This is a genomic window from Klebsiella sp. 1SOBk5mer, from assembly GCF_046603115.1.
Lineage (GTDB): Bacteria > Pseudomonadota > Gammaproteobacteria > Enterobacterales > Enterobacteriaceae > Klebsiella > Klebsiella quasipneumoniae.
This window is the reverse complement of the sequence record NZ_JBKIUU010000005.1, coordinates 281,398-297,791: the sequence shown is the minus strand read 5'-3', so window position 1 is coordinate 297,791 and position 16,394 is coordinate 281,398. Positions and strand designations below refer to the sequence as shown.

Sequence of the window (16,394 nt, the reverse complement as noted above, 5' to 3'; positions counted from 1 at the left end):
GGTTAACATTCAGGGGCTCGCATTGTAGCATCCCCCTAATTCATTACCGAGTCTCTATCATGTCTGAGCCGAAAAGGCTGTTTTTTGCGATTGAACTGCCGCCTGCCATCCGCAAACAGATTGTCCAGTGGCGGGCAACGCACTTCCCGGAGGATGCCGGCAGGCCCGTCGCGGCGGATAACCTTCACCTCACGCTGGCGTTTCTCGGCGAGGTGAGCGCGGAAAAACAGCGGGCGCTGACCGCCCTCGCCGGCCGCCTCCAGCCGCCGGGCTTTACCCTGACGCTGGACGATGCCGGACAGTGGCTGCGCTCGCGGGTGGTCTGGCTCGGGACCCGTCAGCCGCCGCGCGGCCTGCTGCAGCTCGCCAGCATGCTGCGCGCTCAGGCGGCGCGCAGCGGCTGCTATCAGAGTCCGCAGCCGTTTCATCCGCATATTACCCTGTGGCGCGACGCCCGCCAGGCGGTGCCGATCCCGCCGCCCGGCTTTCGCTGGACGTTTCCGGTGAACGAGTTCGTGCTCTATGAATCCAGCTTTAGCCGGGGGCGCACGCGCTACACGGCGCTGGAACATTATCCGTTTGATAAGGAAAGTTGATGCAGTTTGATCCGCCGTTGCAGCCCGCCATTTTGCTTAAACGTTACAAACGATTTCTTGCCGACGTGGTGACCCCCGATGGCCGCGAGCTGACGCTCCACTGCCCGAATACCGGGGCGATGACCGGCTGCGCCGCCCCGGGCGACACCGTCTGGTATTCCACCTCTGACAATGTGAAGCGCAAATATGCCCACACCTGGGAATTAACTGAAACGCAGCAGGGCGCCGTTATTTGCGTCAATACGCTGCGCGCGAATACGCTGGCGAAAGAGGCGATTTCCGCCGGAATAATCCCTGAACTTTCAGGCTATAACCAGCTGAAAAGCGAAGTGAAATACGGCGCAGAGAATAGCCGTATCGATATTATGTTACAGGCAGATGATCGCCAAAACTGCTATATTGAAGTGAAATCGGTTACGTTGGCGGAGAAAGAATACGGTTATTTTCCCGATGCGGTGACCACGCGCGGTCAGAAGCACCTGCGGGAGCTGATGGCCGTCGCGGCAAATGGCGACCGCGCGGTGATTTTATTTGCCGTCCTGCATTCGGCAATTGACCGTTTCTCTCCCGCGCATCATATTGATGCCAGATACGCACAGCTGTTAACAGAAGCCCGCGACAAGGGGGTGGAAATTCTCGCCTGGAAAGCGGAACTTTCTACGACGAGGATGACTCTGAATAAGCCGATCGCCGTGGTGTTAAACCCCGGTAAATAAGTGGCTAAATAGTGTTCGGGTCGCAAGCGCGAATACGCTTTTCTTCACAGGGTTGTCAAGTGTAACGTTTAGATAATTGCTATCCGGAAAAGCATCTGCTATTTATAGCGGCCTGATTTTCCCCCACATGGGGATCGATAGTGCGTGTTAAGGAGAAGCAACATGCAAGAAGGGCAAAACCGTAAAACATCGTCCCTGAGTATTCTCGCCATCGCTGGGGTGGAGCCGTACCAAGAGAAACCGGGCGAAGAGTATATGAACGAAGCCCAGCTGGCGCACTTCAAGCGTATTCTTGAAGCATGGCGTAATCAACTCAGGGATGAAGTGGATCGCACCGTATCGCACATGCAGGATGAAGCTGCTAACTTCCCGGACCCGGTAGACCGTGCCGCCCAGGAAGAAGAGTTCAGCCTGGAGCTGCGTAACCGCGACCGCGAACGTAAACTGATCAAAAAGATCGAGAAAACGCTGAAAAAAGTTGAAGATGAAGACTTCGGCTACTGCGAATCCTGCGGCGTGGAGATCGGCATTCGCCGTCTGGAAGCGCGTCCGACAGCGGATCTGTGCATTGACTGCAAAACCCTGGCGGAAATTCGCGAAAAACAGATGGCGGGCTAATCCCCTGCTGCCTCACTCTCTGGCGGGAGTCTCTCCCGCCTGGTTCTGTTGTCCGTATCATGACTGACTCACGCTATATAGGGCGCTTTGCTCCCTCCCCCTCCGGCGAACTCCACTTCGGCTCTCTGATCGCCGCGCTCGGCAGCTACCTGCAAGCCCGCGCGAACCAGGGTATCTGGCGCGTTCGTATTGAAGATATCGACCCGCCGCGCGAAGTCCCCGGGGCCGCCGACACCATCCTGCGCCAGCTCGACCACTACGGTCTGCACTGGGACGGCGAGGTGCTCTGGCAGTCGCAACGGCACGAAGCCTACCGCGAGGCACTGGCCTGGCTGGGGGAGCAAGGGCTGAGCTATTACTGCACCTGCACCCGCGCGCGGATCCACGCCGTAGGCGGGATCTACGATGGTCACTGCCGCGACCTTGGCCTGGGGGCGGAAAACGCCGCGCTGCGTCTGCGCCAGACCCGTCCGGTTCTGCAGTTCACCGACCGCCTGCGCGGCACGCTGGTCGCCAACGAGCCGCTGGCGCGTGAAGATTTTATTATCCACCGTCGCGACGGGCTGTTTGCCTACAACCTGGCGGTGGTGGTCGATGATCACTTTCAGGGGATCACCGAGATCGTCCGCGGCGCCGATCTGATTGAGCCGACGGTGCGGCAGATTTCGCTGTATCAGCATTTTGGCTGGCAGGCGCCGGACTACCTCCATCTGCCGCTGGCCCTCAATGCCGACGGCAATAAGCTCTCTAAACAAAACCACGCGCCGGCGCTGCCGGAAGGCGATCCGCGCCCCGAAATCGTCCGCGCGCTCCGCTTTCTGAATCAGGAGATCGCCGGGGAGTGGCAGGCCCTGAGCGTCGCTGATTTACTCGCCCAGGCCGTCGCCAACTGGCAGCCCGCGAAAATCGAGCATTCTCAAATGGCTCCCGCTGAGCTATGATTAGCCGCTATTTTTACACTGTACAGTTGATCTGAAGTCCGTCTGACACTACGAGGTGCACCATTTTTACCCGAGTCGCTAATTTTTGCCGTAAGGTGCTAAGCCGTGAGGAGCGCGAGGCAGAAGCCGCCGTCGAACCAACGCCTATGACGGTGATCCCGCGTGAGCAGCATGCTATTTCCCGCAAAGATATCAGTGAAAACGCCCTCAAGGTCATGTACCGCCTCAACAAGGCGGGCTACGAGTCCTGGCTGGTCGGCGGCGGCGTCCGCGACCTGCTGCTTGGCAAAAAGCCAAAAGATTTTGACGTCACGACCAACGCCACGCCGGATCAGGTGCGTAAGCTGTTCCGCAACTGCCGTCTGGTCGGGCGCCGTTTCCGCCTCGCGCACGTGATGTTCGGGCCGGAAATCATTGAGGTCGCTACCTTCCGTGGCCATCACGAAGGACACACTACCGATCGCGTCACCTCCCAGCGGGGCCAGAACGGCATGCTGCTGCGCGATAACATCTTCGGCTCGATCGAAGAGGACGCCCAGCGTCGCGACTTCACCATTAACAGCCTCTATTACAGCGTGGCGGACTTTACCGTGCGCGACTACGTCGGCGGCATGAAGGATCTGCAGGACGGCGTGATCCGCCTGATCGGCAATCCGGAAACCCGCTATCGCGAGGATCCGGTACGCATGCTGCGCGCGGTGCGCTTCGCCGCCAAGCTGGATATGACCATCAGCCCGGAAACGGCCGAACCGCTGCCGCGGCTGGCCGCCCTACTCCACGACGTGCCGCCGGCGCGCCTGTTCGAAGAAGTGCTCAAGCTGCTGCAGGCCGGGCATGGCTATCAGACCTACCTGCTGCTGCGGGAATACAACCTGTTCCAGCCGCTGTTCCCGACCATCACCCGCTACTTTACCGAGCGCGGCGATAGCCCGATGGAGCGGATCATCAACCAGGTGCTGAAGAACACCGACACCCGCATTCATAACGACATGCGCGTCAATCCGGCCTTCCTCTTCTCGGTGATGTTCTGGTATCCGCTGCTGGAAACTGCGCAAAAAATCGCTCAGGAGAGCGGTCTGGCGTACTATGACGCCTTCGCGCTGGCGATGAACGACGTACTGGACGAAGCCTGCCGTACGCTGGCGATCCCTAAGCGCATCACCACCCTGATCCGCGATATCTGGCAGCTGCAGCTGCGCATGTCCCGTCGCCAGGGCAAACGCGCCTGGAAGCTGATGGAGCATCCGAAATTCCGCGCCGCCTACGATCTGCTGGAGCTACGCGCCGGCGCTGAAAACAACGGCGAACTGCAGCGTCTGACCAAATGGTGGGGCGAATTCCAGGTCGCCGCGCCGCCGGCGCAAAAAGATATGCTCAACGACCTCGGGGACGATCCGGCGCCGCGCCGTCGCCACCGCCGTCCGCGCAAGCGCGCGCCGCGCCAGGGTAACGCATGACCCTGGTCTATATCGCCCTCGGCAGTAACCTCGCTTCGCCACTGGCGCAGGTGCAGGCGGCCATCCGCGCCCTGGGCGAAATACCTTACAGCCGCGTGGTGAACGTCTCTTCGTTCTACCGCACGCCGCCGCTGGGCCCGCAGGATCAGCCGGACTATCTCAACGCCGCCGTCGCGCTGGAAACCACGCTGGCCCCCGAGGCGCTGCTCGATCACACCCAGCGCATTGAGCTGCAGCAGGGTCGGGTGCGCAAAGCCGAACGCTGGGGGCCGCGCACCCTCGATCTCGATATTATGCTGTTTGGCGATGCGGTCATTAACAGCGAGCGTCTGACCGTTCCGCACTACGATATGAAAAACCGCGGCTTTATGCTCTGGCCGCTGTTCGAGATCGCCCCGAACCTCCGCTTTCCTGACGGCCCTGCGCTGCGTACCGTACTGGATGATCTCGGCGCGGCAAAGCCCGCTATCTGGTAATTCCCTCTCCTTTTTTAGCATTTACGGCGATCGTCGTAATCGGTTGCCCAAAATCATTGCCCCTCTAAATGCTGCTGTTAGAATGCCGGTTAATATGACTTTCATCATCAGGAAATGTTATGAAACCGACCACCATTGCCCTGCTGCAGAAATGCAAACAGGAAAAGAAGCGCTTTGCCACCATTACCGCCTACGATCATAGCTTCGCGAAGCTGTTCGCCGATGAAGGCATTAATGTGCTGCTGGTGGGCGACTCGCTGGGAATGACGGTGCAGGGTCACGACTCCACCCTGCCGGTCACCGTGGAAGATATCGCCTATCACACCCGCGCCGTCCGCCGCGGCGCGCCGAACAGCCTGCTGCTCGCCGACCTGCCGTTTATGGCCTACGCCACGCCGGAACAGACCTTTGAAAATGCCGCCATCGTGATGCGCGCCGGCGCCAATATGGTCAAACTCGAAGGCGGCGCCTGGCTGGCCGAGACCGTGAGGATGCTGGCGGAACGCGCGGTGCCGGTTTGCGGCCACCTCGGCCTGACGCCGCAGTCGGTGAACGTATTCGGTGGCTATAAAGTGCAGGGCCGCGGCGATGCGGCGCAAACCCTGTTTGAAGACGCGTTAGCGCTGGAAGCGGCAGGCGCGCAGCTGCTGGTGCTGGAGTGCGTCCCGGTCGCCCTGGCGAAACGCATCACCGAAGCCCTGACCATTCCGGTGATCGGCATCGGCGCGGGCAACGTCACCGATGGGCAGATCCTGGTGATGCATGACGCTTTCGGCATTACCGGCGGCCACATTCCGAAATTTGCCAAGAATTTCCTTGCCGAGGCGGGCGACATCCGCGCCGCGGTGCGGCAGTATATTGCCGAAGTCGAATCCGGGGTCTATCCGGGCGAAGAACACAGTTTCCATTAAGGAGTCTTGTTGTGCTGATTATAGAATCCGTGCTGCTGCTGCGTCAGCATATCCGCCGTCTGCGTCAGGAAGGCAAGCGTATCGCGCTGGTCCCGACGATGGGCAACCTGCATGATGGTCATATGAAGCTGGTTGATGAAGCCAAAGCCAGCGCGGACGTGGTGGTGGTCAGTATTTTCGTCAATCCGATGCAGTTTGACCGCGCCGATGACCTGGCGCGCTACCCGCGCACCCTGCAGGATGATTGCGAAAAGCTGAACAAGCGTCATGTCGACTTTATCTTCGCGCCGACGCCGGCGGAAGTCTACCCGCAGGGCACCGAAGGCCAGACCTACGTCGACGTCCCCGGCCTGTCCACTATGCTGGAAGGCGCCAGCCGTCCGGGCCATTTTCGCGGCGTGTCGACCATCGTCAGTAAGCTGTTCAACCTGGTTCAGCCAGACGTCGCCTGCTTTGGCGAGAAAGACTTCCAGCAGCTGGCGCTGATCCGCAAGATGGTTGCCGACATGGGCTACGATATCGATATTATCGGCGTGCCGATCGTCCGCGCGAAGGATGGCCTGGCGCTGAGCTCGCGTAACGGCTATCTGACCGCCGACCAGCGCAAAATCGCCCCCGGTCTGTATAAAGTGATGAGCGCGGTGGCGGAAAAACTGGCCGCCGGCGACCGTCAGCTCGACGAGATCATCGCTATCGCCGAGCAGGAACTGAACGAGAAAGGTTTCCGTGCCGACGACATTCAGATCCGCGATGCCGACACCCTGCTTGAGCTGACCGACGCCAGCCAGCGCGCGGTGATCCTGATGGCCGCCTGGCTCGGTCAGGCCCGCCTGATCGACAACCAGATCGTCACGCTCGGTCAGTAGACAGCGGGTAAAAATCGGGCAATACTTGCCCGGGCTTTTCTCAGGGCGGACGTCGTGTCCGCTCTGCTACATTAAGGTTGAAGGGTAGAAGTTATGATGCGTAATATGCTGCAGGGCAAGCTCCACCGCGTAAAAGTGACGCAGGCTGACCTGCACTATGAAGGTTCCTGCGCCATTGACCAGGATTTCCTGGATGCGGCCGGTATTCTGGAGAATGAGACCATTCACCTCTGGAACGTCACCAACGGTAACCGTTTCTCCACCTACGCCATTGCCGCCGAGCGGGGTTCCAGAATCATCTCCGTTAACGGCGCCGCCGCGCACTGCGCCAGCGTCGGCGATATCCTGATCATCGCCAGCTTCGTCACCATGTCTGACGAAGAGGCGCGTCGCTGGCAGCCCAACATCGCCTACTTCGAAGGCGACAACGAAATGAAGCGCCAGGCGAAAGCGATTCCGGTGCAGGTCGCCTGATGACCGCGGCGCAGCGCTCAGGCGCAGCGCCGAAGTTTACCCCTGCGGCTGGTTACTGATCAGCCGCGACATCGTCTCCAGCGAATCCGTGCGTAAGATATATAACCGCTTTAGCAGAAACGGATTGTCCCCCGGCTTCACCTTCCCACGCACTGTCGTCACCGCCATATGAAACCCGGCGTCATTCGCCGCCTGCACCGCCGTGGCGTTATAGCCGCCGAAGGGATAGGAAAGGTAGAGCACATGTGGATTAAACTGGCTCAGCGCCCGGCGCGAACGGGCAAAATCAAACAGAATATTATGGTAATTGCGGCTGAATAAGATCGGCCGCCGGCCGGCGTCCACCCGGTGCAGGAAGTGGGTATGCGACTGAATGTCAAAGACGTCCTGGATCTGCCTGAGCTCAGAAATGCTCATGAACTGCAGCGATTTCGGATCCCATTGCTGCGGATGACGCTTGATGCGCGAAGAGATAATAAAGGCGGTGGCGTGGAAGCCATACTGTTTCAACACCGGATAGGCGTAGCGGTTTACCGATTTCAAACCGTCATCAAAGGTAATGGCGACTGCCCGCGCCGGAAGGTTAATTTTATTGCGCACGTAGCCTTCCAGCTGATACAGGGTCAGCGTGGTATACCCCTGATCCCGCAGCCAGGTCATCTGGTTATTGAATGCGCGTACCGAGGTGGTGGTCGAGGTATGGCGGAAACGGGTGTTCTCTTCGTCACGCAGAATATGGTGATAGGTCAGCACGGGGATCCCGTTATCCTCCTGCGCATCCAGACTGCTGACCCACGCCAGCCGATCGCCAATGCGGATCTGAAACCAGGTCTGATTGAGCCGGTCTTTCAGCTTGCTGAGGATCGGATAGCGCAGATTATTGGCCAGCGTGCCGAACGGCGCGCTGCTCACTGAGGGAGCGTCATAGAGCGGTGTATCTTTCCAGGTGAGTAAATTCTGGTTACTCAGCGGCTTATTGAGATCCCCCAGACGGTCCTCCACCCGCTGCTTCCCCTGCACTGGCTCCAGATGGCCCTTGTCAATAAACCCGGTGCCGAAGCCGAAGCGAAACTCATAGTAATCAGCCGCCGTCGGGACAACCGCGAGGATCTGCCCGGCACGCACATTGCCCACGCTGACCACATGGTTCCCCACCTGCGCCCAGATCACCGCGTCTTCGGTGGTTTGCATATAGCGCACAGGTTTGCCCTGCTGGCTAAGCAGACTGGCGGAGGCGCTGAGTGAGGTCAGTAAAAGAAGCAGAGTAAAAAATCGGGCAAGCATGCGCATCGAACCGGTAAACCATCAACGGCGGTTATTGTAACAAAAGCGGCATCTGTCCCGCTGCTTAATTTCCAAAGGTATCATGACGCAACCGGAACGGGGGGTTCTTCTGCTGCTGATGCCACAGGCTGCTCACCATCGGCCCGCCCGCGCTGACGATAGCCTGGCGAAACGCCTCGCTGCTTAACGTGTCCCGCAGCAGATACATTCGCTCAAGTAATGAATAGCTGACGCCGGAGATCACTTCGCAGTGGGTATGTTTGTGACTCATCAGCGCCGCGGCCCGATAAGGCGCCGCGCCGGTTCTGTCGGTTAGGAAAATGACCCCGTCTCCGGAGTCGGTGGCATGCAGCGCATCGCACATCATCCGGCTCAACATATTGCTGCTGAGATTGCGCCAGTAATTGACCGCCCGGCACTGGGCCAGCGGACCAAATTTTTGTTCAAGACGATCCAGCATCTCCTGCGCCAGCTCATCGTGGCAGGTAATGACCCAACCAAGCATGCTTCCCTCCTTAGCCAGCCAACAATGTAGCAAGGGGAAGATGGCGTATCGGTGATGGGGGTCAAAGATAAGCGGTTAGCGCTTCGCGTATTGGCGTCCGGAAGCGCTAACCGTGATGAGTATCAGCTACGCAGGCCGCGACCTCGCTGGATTAACGACCAGCAGAGAAGATAGAAGGCGACGATGAAGACCACCAGCACCGCAAAGGTGGTCACCAGCGGCACATCGTTGATACCGAGGAAGCCGAAGCGGAAGCCGCTGATCATGTAGACGATGGGGTTCAGATGCGACAGCCCCTGCCAGAACGGCGGCAGCAGGGTCAGCGAGTAGAACACCCCGCCGAGATAGGTCAGCGGCGTCAACACAAAGGTCGGGATCAGGCTGATGTCATCGAAGGTCTTGGCAAACACCGCGTTCAGCAGTCCGGCCAGCGAGAACAGCACTGCGGTGAGGAGCAGCGTCAGGGCGACAAACAGCCAGGAGTGAACCTGGAACGGCACAAAGAACAGCGACACCGCGGTCACCAGGATACCCACGCACAGCCCGCGCGCCACCCCGCCGCCCACGTAGCCGGCGATAATCACGTGCGTCGGCACTGGCGCCACCAGCAGCTCCTCAATGTTGCGCTGAAACTTGGCGCTGAAGAACGACGAGGCGACGTTGGCGTATGCGTTGGTGATCACCGCCATCATGATCAGGCCCGGCACGATAAACTGCATGTAGGTAAAGCCATGCATCTCGCCGATGCGCGACCCGATCAGGTTGCCGAAAATCACGAAGTACAGGGTCATGGTGATCACCGGCGGCACCAGCGTCTGCACCCAGATGCGCATAAAACGGTGGATCTCTTTGGTCCAGATGCTTTTCAGCGCGACCCAATAAAGCTGCATCATGCTGACTCTCCTTTTCGCTCATGCACCAGGGTGACAAACAGCTCTTCCAGACGGTTGGCTTTGTTACGCATACTCAATACCTGCACCCCTTGGGCGCTCAGCTGCGCGAAGACGCTGTTAATCCCCTGCTCGCGCAGGACCTCCACTTCCAGCGTCGAGGTATCAACCAGCTGATACTGGTAGCCCTCGAGCTTCGGCACCGGGCTTTTTGGCGCGAGGTCGAGAATAAAGGTCTCTGATTTCAGCTTCGACAGCAGCGCTTTCATCGAGGTGTTTTCCACCAGCGTACCGTGCTGGATGATGCCGATGTTGCGGCACAGCATTTCGGCCTCTTCCAGATAGTGAGTGGTCAGAATAATGGTGGTTCCGCGATCGTTGAGATCCTTGAGGAAGCCCCACATCGAGCGGCGTAGTTCGATATCGACGCCGGCGGTCGGCTCGTCGAGGATCAGCAGCTTCGGCTCATGCATCAACGCGCGAGCGATCATCAGGCGGCGCTTCATCCCGCCAGAGAGCATCCGCGCGCGTTCGCTGCGTTTTTCCCACAGATCGAGCTGTTTTAAGTACTTTTCGCTGCGGGCGATGGCTTCTTTACGCTCAACGCCGTAGTAGCCCGCCTGGTTAACGACGATCTGCTGCACGGTCTCGAACGGGTTAAAGTTAAACTCCTGCGGCACCAGGCCAAGCTGGCGCTTGGCGTTGACGACGTCTTTCTCCAGATCGTAGCCAAAGACATTGACCTGACCGGAGGTTTTGTTCACCAGCGAGCTGATGATGCCGATCGTCGTGGATTTTCCCGCCCCGTTCGGGCCCAGCAGGGCATAGAAATCCCCCGCTTCAACCTGCAGGTCAATTCCCCGCAGCGCCTGAACCCCGCCGGGGTAGGTTTTTTTGAGCTGTTTTAATTCCAGAGCAATGGTCATTAAATATCTCTTCTCGTGTCATGACACGTCATTAACCCGCCTGACTGACGTTTGCGCTGTAGTGGCGCGGCCAGCGCATCTGCAGCCGGAAGTATCACGGGTTAAGATGGTTTTAAAAAAGGTGAGCTTACCCTATATTAGCGCAACGCACTTACTTGGTTACAGGCCGATAACGTCCATGAATGATATAGATACACTCATCAGCAACAATGCACTATGGTCAAAAATGCTGGTGGAAGAGGACCCCGGCTTTTTTGAGAAACTGTCGCAAACGCAGAAACCGCGCTTCCTGTGGATTGGCTGTTCTGACAGCCGCGTTCCCGCTGAGCGACTCACCGGCCTGGAGCCAGGCGAACTGTTTGTGCATCGTAACGTGGCGAATCTGGTGATCCACACCGACCTCAACTGCCTGTCGGTGGTGCAGTATGCCGTCGATGTTCTCGAAGTCGAGCACATTATTATCTGCGGCCACTACGGCTGCGGCGGCGTACAGGCGGCGGTGGAGAACCCGGAGCTGGGGCTCATCGACAACTGGCTGCTGCATATCCGCGATATCTGGTTTAAACACAGCTCGCTGCTGGGGGAAATGCCGGAGGAGCGCCGGCTGGATACCCTTTGTGAACTGAACGTAATGGAGCAGGTGTACAACCTGGGACATTCGACGATTATGCAATCGGCGTGGAAGCGCGGACAGAAGGTGACCATCCACGGCTGGGCATATGGCATTCACGACGGACTGCTGCGCGATCTGGATGTGACCGCCGTGAGCCGGGAAACCCTTGAACAGCGCTATCGCCACGGGATCTCCAACCTCAAGATCAAGCACATCAACCACAAATAGCCTTCAGACTTAGCCACTCTGGCGCGCGCGCCAGAGTGGGATATCCCCTTACTCGTCCAGCAGGGTGACTTTGCCGATATACGGCAGATGGCGGTAGCGCTGAGCGTAGTCGATACCGTAGCCCACCACGAACTCGTCCGGAATGGCGAAACCGACGAACTCAACCGGAACATTCACTTCACGGCGGCTTGGTTTATCCAGCAGCGTACAAATGGCCAGCGACTTCGGCTCGCGCAAGCTGAGGATCTCACGCACTTTAGACAGGGTATTGCCGGAGTCGATGATATCTTCCACGATCAGAACGTCTTTACCACGGATGTCTTCGTCCAGATCTTTGAGGATTTTCACATCACGGGTAGTGGACATGCCGCTGCCGTAGCTCGAGGCGGTCATAAAATCGACTTCATGCGGCACCTGCACTTCACGGCACAGGTCGGCCATGAACATAAACGAGCCGCGCAGCAGCCCCACCAGCACCATTTCGCTGCCGCTGTCCTGATAATGTTCGTTGATTTGACGACCCAGTTCCGCGATGCGCGCTTTGATCTCGGATTCCGGGATCATCACTTCTACAGTATGTTTCATAATACTAACCATTTGATTCTAAATATAAATCATCAAAGCCGCTGCTTTCGCCCCGACGATGACCGGCAAGCCATCCAGTATACCAGCAAAAAGAAATCTGCGGTGCAGGGATTAATAAAGCCATATTTGTGATTCCGATCACACTTGTTAAATCCTATAATTAATTGCAGTTAAAAAATTAACAAACACATGAGTAACTTTCTATGGCTGAAACAAAGTCTCAACAATCAAGGCTCCTGGTGACGCTGACTGCGCTATTTGCAGCGTTCTGCGGCCTCTATCTTTTAATCGGCGGAGCATGGCTGGTCGTGCTTGGCGGCTCCTGGTACTACCCCGTCGCCGGTCTGGTGATGCTGGGCGTGACCGTGATGCTGTTCCGCGGCAAGCGCGCTGCGCTGTGGCTGTACGCCGCGCTGCTGCTGGCGACCATGATCTGGGGCGTCTGGGAAGTCGGCTTCGACTTCTGGGCGCTGACGCCGCGTAGCGATATCCTCATCTTCTTTGGTATCTGGCTGATCCTGCCCTTTGTCTGGCGTCGTCTGCCGGTGCCTTCCGCTGGCGCCGTAGGCGCGCTGGTCGTCGCCTTGCTGATCAGCGGCGGCATGCTGACCTGGGCCGGTTTTAACGACCCGCAGGAGATCAACGGCACTCTGAGCGCCGACGCCACCCCGGCGGCGCCGATCTCCAACGTTGCCGACGGCGACTGGCCGGCCTATGGCCGCAACCAGGAAGGCCAGCGCTTCTCCCCGCTGAAGCAGATTAACGCCGACAACGTGAAGAACCTGAAGGAAGCCTGGGTGTTCCGCACCGGCGACCTGAAACAGCCGAACGATCCGGGTGAAATCACTAACGAAGTGACGCCGATTAAAGTCGGCGACACGCTCTTCCTGTGTACCGCCCACCAGCGTCTGTTCGCGCTTGACGCCGCCTCCGGTAAAGAGAAGTGGCATTTTGACCCGCAGCTGAACGCCGACCCGTCGTTCCAGCACGTCACCTGCCGCGGTGTCTCGTATCACGAAGCGAAAGCGGATAACGCCCCTGCCGACGTCGTCGCCGACTGTCCGCGCCGCATTATCCTGCCGGTGAACGATGGTCGCCTGTTCGCAGTGAACGCCGACAACGGTAAGCTGTGCGAAACCTTTGCCAACAAAGGTATTCTCAACCTGCAGACCAACATGCCGGTGACCACGCCGGGCATGTATGAACCCACTTCCCCGCCGATTATCACCGATAACACCATCGTCATTGCCGGCGCAGTTACCGATAACTTCTCTACCCGCGAGCCGTCAGGCGTGATCCGCGGCTTTGATGTGAATACCGGTAAACTGCTGTGGGCCTTCGATCCGGGCGCGAAAGATCCGAACGCCATCCCAAGCGATGAGCATCACTTCACGCTCAACTCACCCAACTCCTGGGCGCCTGCCGCCTACGACGCCAAACTGGATCTGGTCTATCTGCCGATGGGCGTGACCACTCCGGATATCTGGGGCGGTAACCGCACGCCGGAGCAAGAGCGCTATGCCAGCTCGATTGTCGCGCTGAACGCCACCACGGGTAAGCTGGCCTGGAGCTACCAGACCGTCCACCACGACCTGTGGGATATGGACATGCCTTCCCAGCCGACGCTGGCTGACATTGAAGTCAACGGCAAAACCGTGCCGGTCGTCTATGCTCCGGCGAAAACCGGCAACATCTTCGTGCTGGATCGCCGTAACGGCGAGCTGGTGGTCCCGGCCCCGGAAAAACCGGTTCCGCAGGGCGCCGCCAAAGGCGATTACGTCGCCAAAACCCAGCCGTTCTCCGATCTGAGCTTCCGTCCGAAGAAAGATCTGACCGGGGCGGACATGTGGGGCGCCACCATGTTCGACCAGCTGGTGTGCCGCGTGATTTTCCATCAGATGCGCTATGAGGGTATCTTCACCCCGCCATCTGAGCAGGGCACCCTCGTCTTCCCGGGTAACCTGGGGATGTTTGAATGGGGCGGTATCTCCGTCGATCCGAACCGTCAGGTGGCTATCGCCAACCCGATGGCGCTGCCGTTCGTCTCTAAACTGATCCCACGCGGCCCGGGCAACCCAATGGAGCCGCCGAAAGATGCGAAAGGCTCAGGCACCGAGTCCGGCGTGCAGCCGCAGTACGGCGTCCCGTACGGCGTCACCCTGAACCCGTTCCTGTCACCGTTCGGTCTGCCGTGCAAACAGCCGGCCTGGGGCTATATCTCCGCGCTGGATCTGAAAACTAACGAAGTGGTATGGAAAAAACGTATCGGTACCCCGCAGGACAGCCTGCCGTTCCCGATGCCGGTTAAACTCCCATTCACCATGGGTATGCCGATGCTGGGCGGTCCGATCTCCACGGCGGGCAACGTTCTGTTCATCGGCGCGACCGCGGATAACTACCTGCGCGCGTACAATATGAGCAACGGTGAGAAGCTGTGGGAAGCCCGTCTGCCAGCCGGCGGTCAGGCCACCCCGATGACCTACGAAGTGAATGGCAAACAGTATGTTGTCATCTCTGCCGGCGGTCACGGCTCGTTCGGGACCAAAATGGGCGATTATATCGTCGCCTATGCGCTCCCGGATGAGGCGAAATAAAACGCAAAACGGCAACGAAAGTTGCCGTTTTTTTTGTCTTTATCCCCTCTCCCACGCGCCAGGGTTATACCGCCCTAAACCGTGAACCCCAACATCATCCCGGTGTCTTCATGTTCCAGCAGGTGGCAGTGGGCCATATAGGCAAACTCCTTCGGCGCCGGATGATCAAACTTCACTAATACTTCACTCACGTCCCCTTCCACACGCACGGTATCTTTCCAGCCGCGACGATGCGCCGCTGGCGGCTTGCCGTTTTCGCTCAGGATGCGGAACTGGGTGCCGTGGATATGGAACGGATGCAGCATCATGTCGCCCTTACCCGAAATCACCCAGCGCTCATACTGGCCTCTGGCGGCGGCAAACATCGGCACATTCATGTCGAAGGCTTTGCCGTTGATGCGGTTGGCGTTATGGAAATCAAATCCCTTGCCCGACGACATGCCATGATCCATGCCGGACCCGTGGTTCATGTTGCTCATGTCGCCGTGGTGCATATTCCCCATGTCGCCCATCCCGCCGTGCCCCATCATGCCGTGATCCATCCCTGCCATCGCCTGATCGCCATATTTCTCCATCAGCGCCTGCATGCCCATCCTGTCGAGCATCGGATCCATCGACAGCTGGAGCTGACGCTGCGTCAGCCCCGTCAGAGAAGGTAGCGCCGGCATAGCGGCCAGGGTATCCAGCAGCTTGCCGGAGGCAGGAATGACCAGCGGCTGGACGCGCAGTACCGGCTGTGGTTTATCAAAAGGCGCAATGGCCATGCCCATCTGACCCACCGGCAGGGTCACAAGATCAAAAGGTTTGCCATCGCTGGTGTCCACCAGCACCTCAAAACGCTCCCCCATCAAGACCGGCAACTCATTGACCTTCACCGGCTCTGCCAGCAGACCGCCGTCGCTGGCCACCACGTACAGCGGGCGCTTATCGCTGGTCGCAAAATTGAGGGAACGGGCATTACAGCCGTTCAGCAAGCGCAGACGTAGCCAGCCGCGCGGGGCGGCATGTTCAGGATAGAGAGCGCCATTGGTCAGCAGCGTATCGCCAAACCAGCCGACGGCAGCGCTCATCACATCCAGCTGATAATCAATTTCGCCAGCGGCGGTAAACTTCTTGTCCTGCACAATCACCGGTACATCATCGATTCCCCACTGCTTCGGCAATAGCAGGCGTCCGCTCTCTTCATCCTCGATCAGCACCAGCCCCGCCAGCCCCATCGCCACCTGCCGACCGGTGGTCCCGTGCTGATGCGGGTGAAACCAGCAGGTGGCCGCCCGCTGCGTTGGGGTGAAGCTCACCGTCCGAGTGGCGCCCGGGGCGATGACCCCCTGCGGTCCTCCGTCGACCTCGCCGGGTACCTCCAGACCATGCCAGTGCAGCGTCGTCTCCTCTGCCAGCTGGTTGGTAATGTCCACCGTGATAGCCTTCCCCTGCGTCAGCTGCAGCGCGGGACCCAGTAGCGAGCCGTTATACCCCCAGGTGGTGGCGTTCAAAGCGCCAAACTGCGTTTTGCCCGCCTGGATGGTCAGCGCGATACGGTTGCGCGCATCAGCCGTCAACAGCGGCGGTACCGGCAGGGCCGGGCGACTGGCCGCAAAGACCGCACGGCTCCAAAGCGGTAACGCGCTGGCCATGCTGACCGCGGCGGTCAGTTTGAGGAAGTCTCGACGTTGCATATTCACATCCTTTTATTCTGCGGGCGAATATTTGAGCT

Annotated in this window: 18 protein-coding genes; 11 read left to right on the top strand and 7 right to left on the bottom strand. The window is 58.9% G+C overall.

Annotated features, from left to right (window positions below):
• Positions 1-59: 59 nt before the first annotated feature.
• The 9 genes from thpR (at position 60) to panD (ending at position 7,055) form a co-directional block, all read left to right on the top strand.
• Positions 60-596 carry an RNA 2',3'-cyclic phosphodiesterase gene (gene thpR / locus ACLH1U_RS14235; protein ID WP_023292015.1) on the top strand — a complete coding sequence of 179 codons (537 nt, stop codon included), beginning with the start codon at positions 60-62 and terminating at the stop codon, positions 594-596.
• On the top strand, positions 596-1,312 hold the full coding sequence (gene sfsA / locus ACLH1U_RS14230) for a DNA/RNA nuclease SfsA (RefSeq protein WP_023292014.1): 717 nt from the start codon (positions 596-598) through the stop codon (positions 1,310-1,312). Before thpR ends, sfsA begins: the two co-directional genes overlap by 1 nt.
• 162 nt (positions 1,313-1,474) lie before the next feature.
• Positions 1,475-1,930, top strand: a complete 456-nt coding sequence (gene dksA, locus ACLH1U_RS14225) for an RNA polymerase-binding protein DksA (RefSeq protein ID WP_002888845.1) — start codon at positions 1,475-1,477, stop codon at positions 1,928-1,930.
• Between the two features lie 59 nt (positions 1,931-1,989).
• Complete coding sequence (gluQRS, locus tag ACLH1U_RS14220; protein WP_048296709.1) at positions 1,990-2,871, top strand: tRNA glutamyl-Q(34) synthetase GluQRS; 882 nt, start codon at positions 1,990-1,992, stop codon at positions 2,869-2,871.
• Between the two features lie 62 nt (positions 2,872-2,933).
• Entirely contained in the window at positions 2,934-4,328 is a 1,395-nt protein-coding gene (gene pcnB, locus ACLH1U_RS14215; protein WP_071787251.1) for a polynucleotide adenylyltransferase PcnB, read from the top strand.
• Entirely contained in the window at positions 4,325-4,804 is a 480-nt protein-coding gene (folK, locus tag ACLH1U_RS14210; RefSeq protein WP_101862349.1) for a 2-amino-4-hydroxy-6-hydroxymethyldihydropteridine diphosphokinase, read from the top strand. Before pcnB ends, folK begins: the two co-directional genes overlap by 4 nt.
• 119 nt (positions 4,805-4,923) lie before the next feature.
• Positions 4,924-5,715, top strand: a complete 792-nt coding sequence (panB, locus tag ACLH1U_RS14205; RefSeq protein WP_023292010.1) for a 3-methyl-2-oxobutanoate hydroxymethyltransferase — start codon at positions 4,924-4,926, stop codon at positions 5,713-5,715.
• An 11-nt stretch (positions 5,716-5,726) separates the two neighbouring features.
• Positions 5,727-6,581 carry a pantoate--beta-alanine ligase gene (gene panC / locus ACLH1U_RS14200; protein WP_065804798.1) on the top strand — a complete coding sequence of 285 codons (855 nt, stop codon included), beginning with the start codon at positions 5,727-5,729 and terminating at the stop codon, positions 6,579-6,581.
• A gap of 93 nt (positions 6,582-6,674) precedes the next feature.
• Positions 6,675-7,055 (top strand): aspartate 1-decarboxylase, encoded by a 381-nt coding sequence (panD, locus tag ACLH1U_RS14195; RefSeq protein WP_004204397.1) that lies wholly within the window; start codon positions 6,675-6,677, stop codon positions 7,053-7,055.
• A 36-nt stretch (positions 7,056-7,091) separates the two neighbouring features.
• On the opposite strand, the gene ACLH1U_RS14190 is transcribed toward panD, so the two are convergent.
• The 4 genes from ACLH1U_RS14190 to ACLH1U_RS14175 form a co-directional block, all read right to left on the bottom strand.
• Positions 7,092-8,345 (bottom strand): polysaccharide deacetylase family protein, encoded by a 1,254-nt coding sequence (locus ACLH1U_RS14190; protein WP_065804799.1) that lies wholly within the window; start codon positions 8,343-8,345, stop codon positions 7,092-7,094.
• Between the two features lie 58 nt (positions 8,346-8,403).
• Positions 8,404-8,844: a PTS sugar transporter subunit IIA gene (locus ACLH1U_RS14185; RefSeq protein WP_023292007.1), complete on the bottom strand. Its 441-nt coding sequence runs from the start codon at positions 8,842-8,844 to the stop codon at positions 8,404-8,406.
• A gap of 122 nt (positions 8,845-8,966) precedes the next feature.
• Positions 8,967-9,737, bottom strand: coding sequence for an ABC transporter permease (locus ACLH1U_RS14180; protein WP_004204389.1), 771 nt, complete (start codon positions 9,735-9,737; stop codon positions 8,967-8,969).
• On the bottom strand, positions 9,734-10,660 hold the full coding sequence (locus ACLH1U_RS14175; RefSeq protein ID WP_004204387.1) for an ABC transporter ATP-binding protein: 927 nt from the start codon (positions 10,658-10,660) through the stop codon (positions 9,734-9,736). The genes ACLH1U_RS14180 and ACLH1U_RS14175 overlap by 4 nt, the downstream gene beginning before the upstream one ends.
• A gap of 178 nt (positions 10,661-10,838) precedes the next feature.
• Between ACLH1U_RS14175 and can the strand changes: the two genes are divergently transcribed.
• Positions 10,839-11,501, top strand: coding sequence for a carbonate dehydratase (gene can, locus ACLH1U_RS14170; protein WP_004204385.1), 663 nt, complete (start codon positions 10,839-10,841; stop codon positions 11,499-11,501).
• A 48-nt stretch (positions 11,502-11,549) separates the two neighbouring features.
• Here the strand turns inward: can and hpt are convergent, their stop codons facing one another.
• Together hpt and ACLH1U_RS14160 are read right to left on the bottom strand one after the other, a co-directional pair.
• A complete protein-coding gene (gene hpt / locus ACLH1U_RS14165; RefSeq protein WP_004204384.1) occupies positions 11,550-12,086 on the bottom strand; it encodes a hypoxanthine phosphoribosyltransferase in 537 nt (178 codons plus the stop codon).
• Positions 12,087-12,090: 4 nt separating this feature from the next.
• Positions 12,091-12,210, bottom strand: coding sequence for a hypothetical protein (locus ACLH1U_RS14160; RefSeq protein ID WP_032426021.1), 120 nt, complete (start codon positions 12,208-12,210; stop codon positions 12,091-12,093).
• Between the two features lie 79 nt (positions 12,211-12,289).
• Between ACLH1U_RS14160 and ACLH1U_RS14155 the strand changes: the two genes are divergently transcribed.
• On the top strand, positions 12,290-14,680 hold the full coding sequence (locus ACLH1U_RS14155) for a glucose/quinate/shikimate family membrane-bound PQQ-dependent dehydrogenase (RefSeq protein WP_411299307.1): 2,391 nt from the start codon (positions 12,290-12,292) through the stop codon (positions 14,678-14,680).
• 74 nt (positions 14,681-14,754) lie between these two features.
• Here the strand turns inward: ACLH1U_RS14155 and cueO are convergent, their stop codons facing one another.
• Positions 14,755-16,356, bottom strand: coding sequence for a multicopper oxidase CueO (gene cueO, locus ACLH1U_RS14150; RefSeq protein ID WP_023292004.1), 1,602 nt, complete (start codon positions 16,354-16,356; stop codon positions 14,755-14,757).
• Positions 16,357-16,394 lie beyond the last annotated feature (38 nt).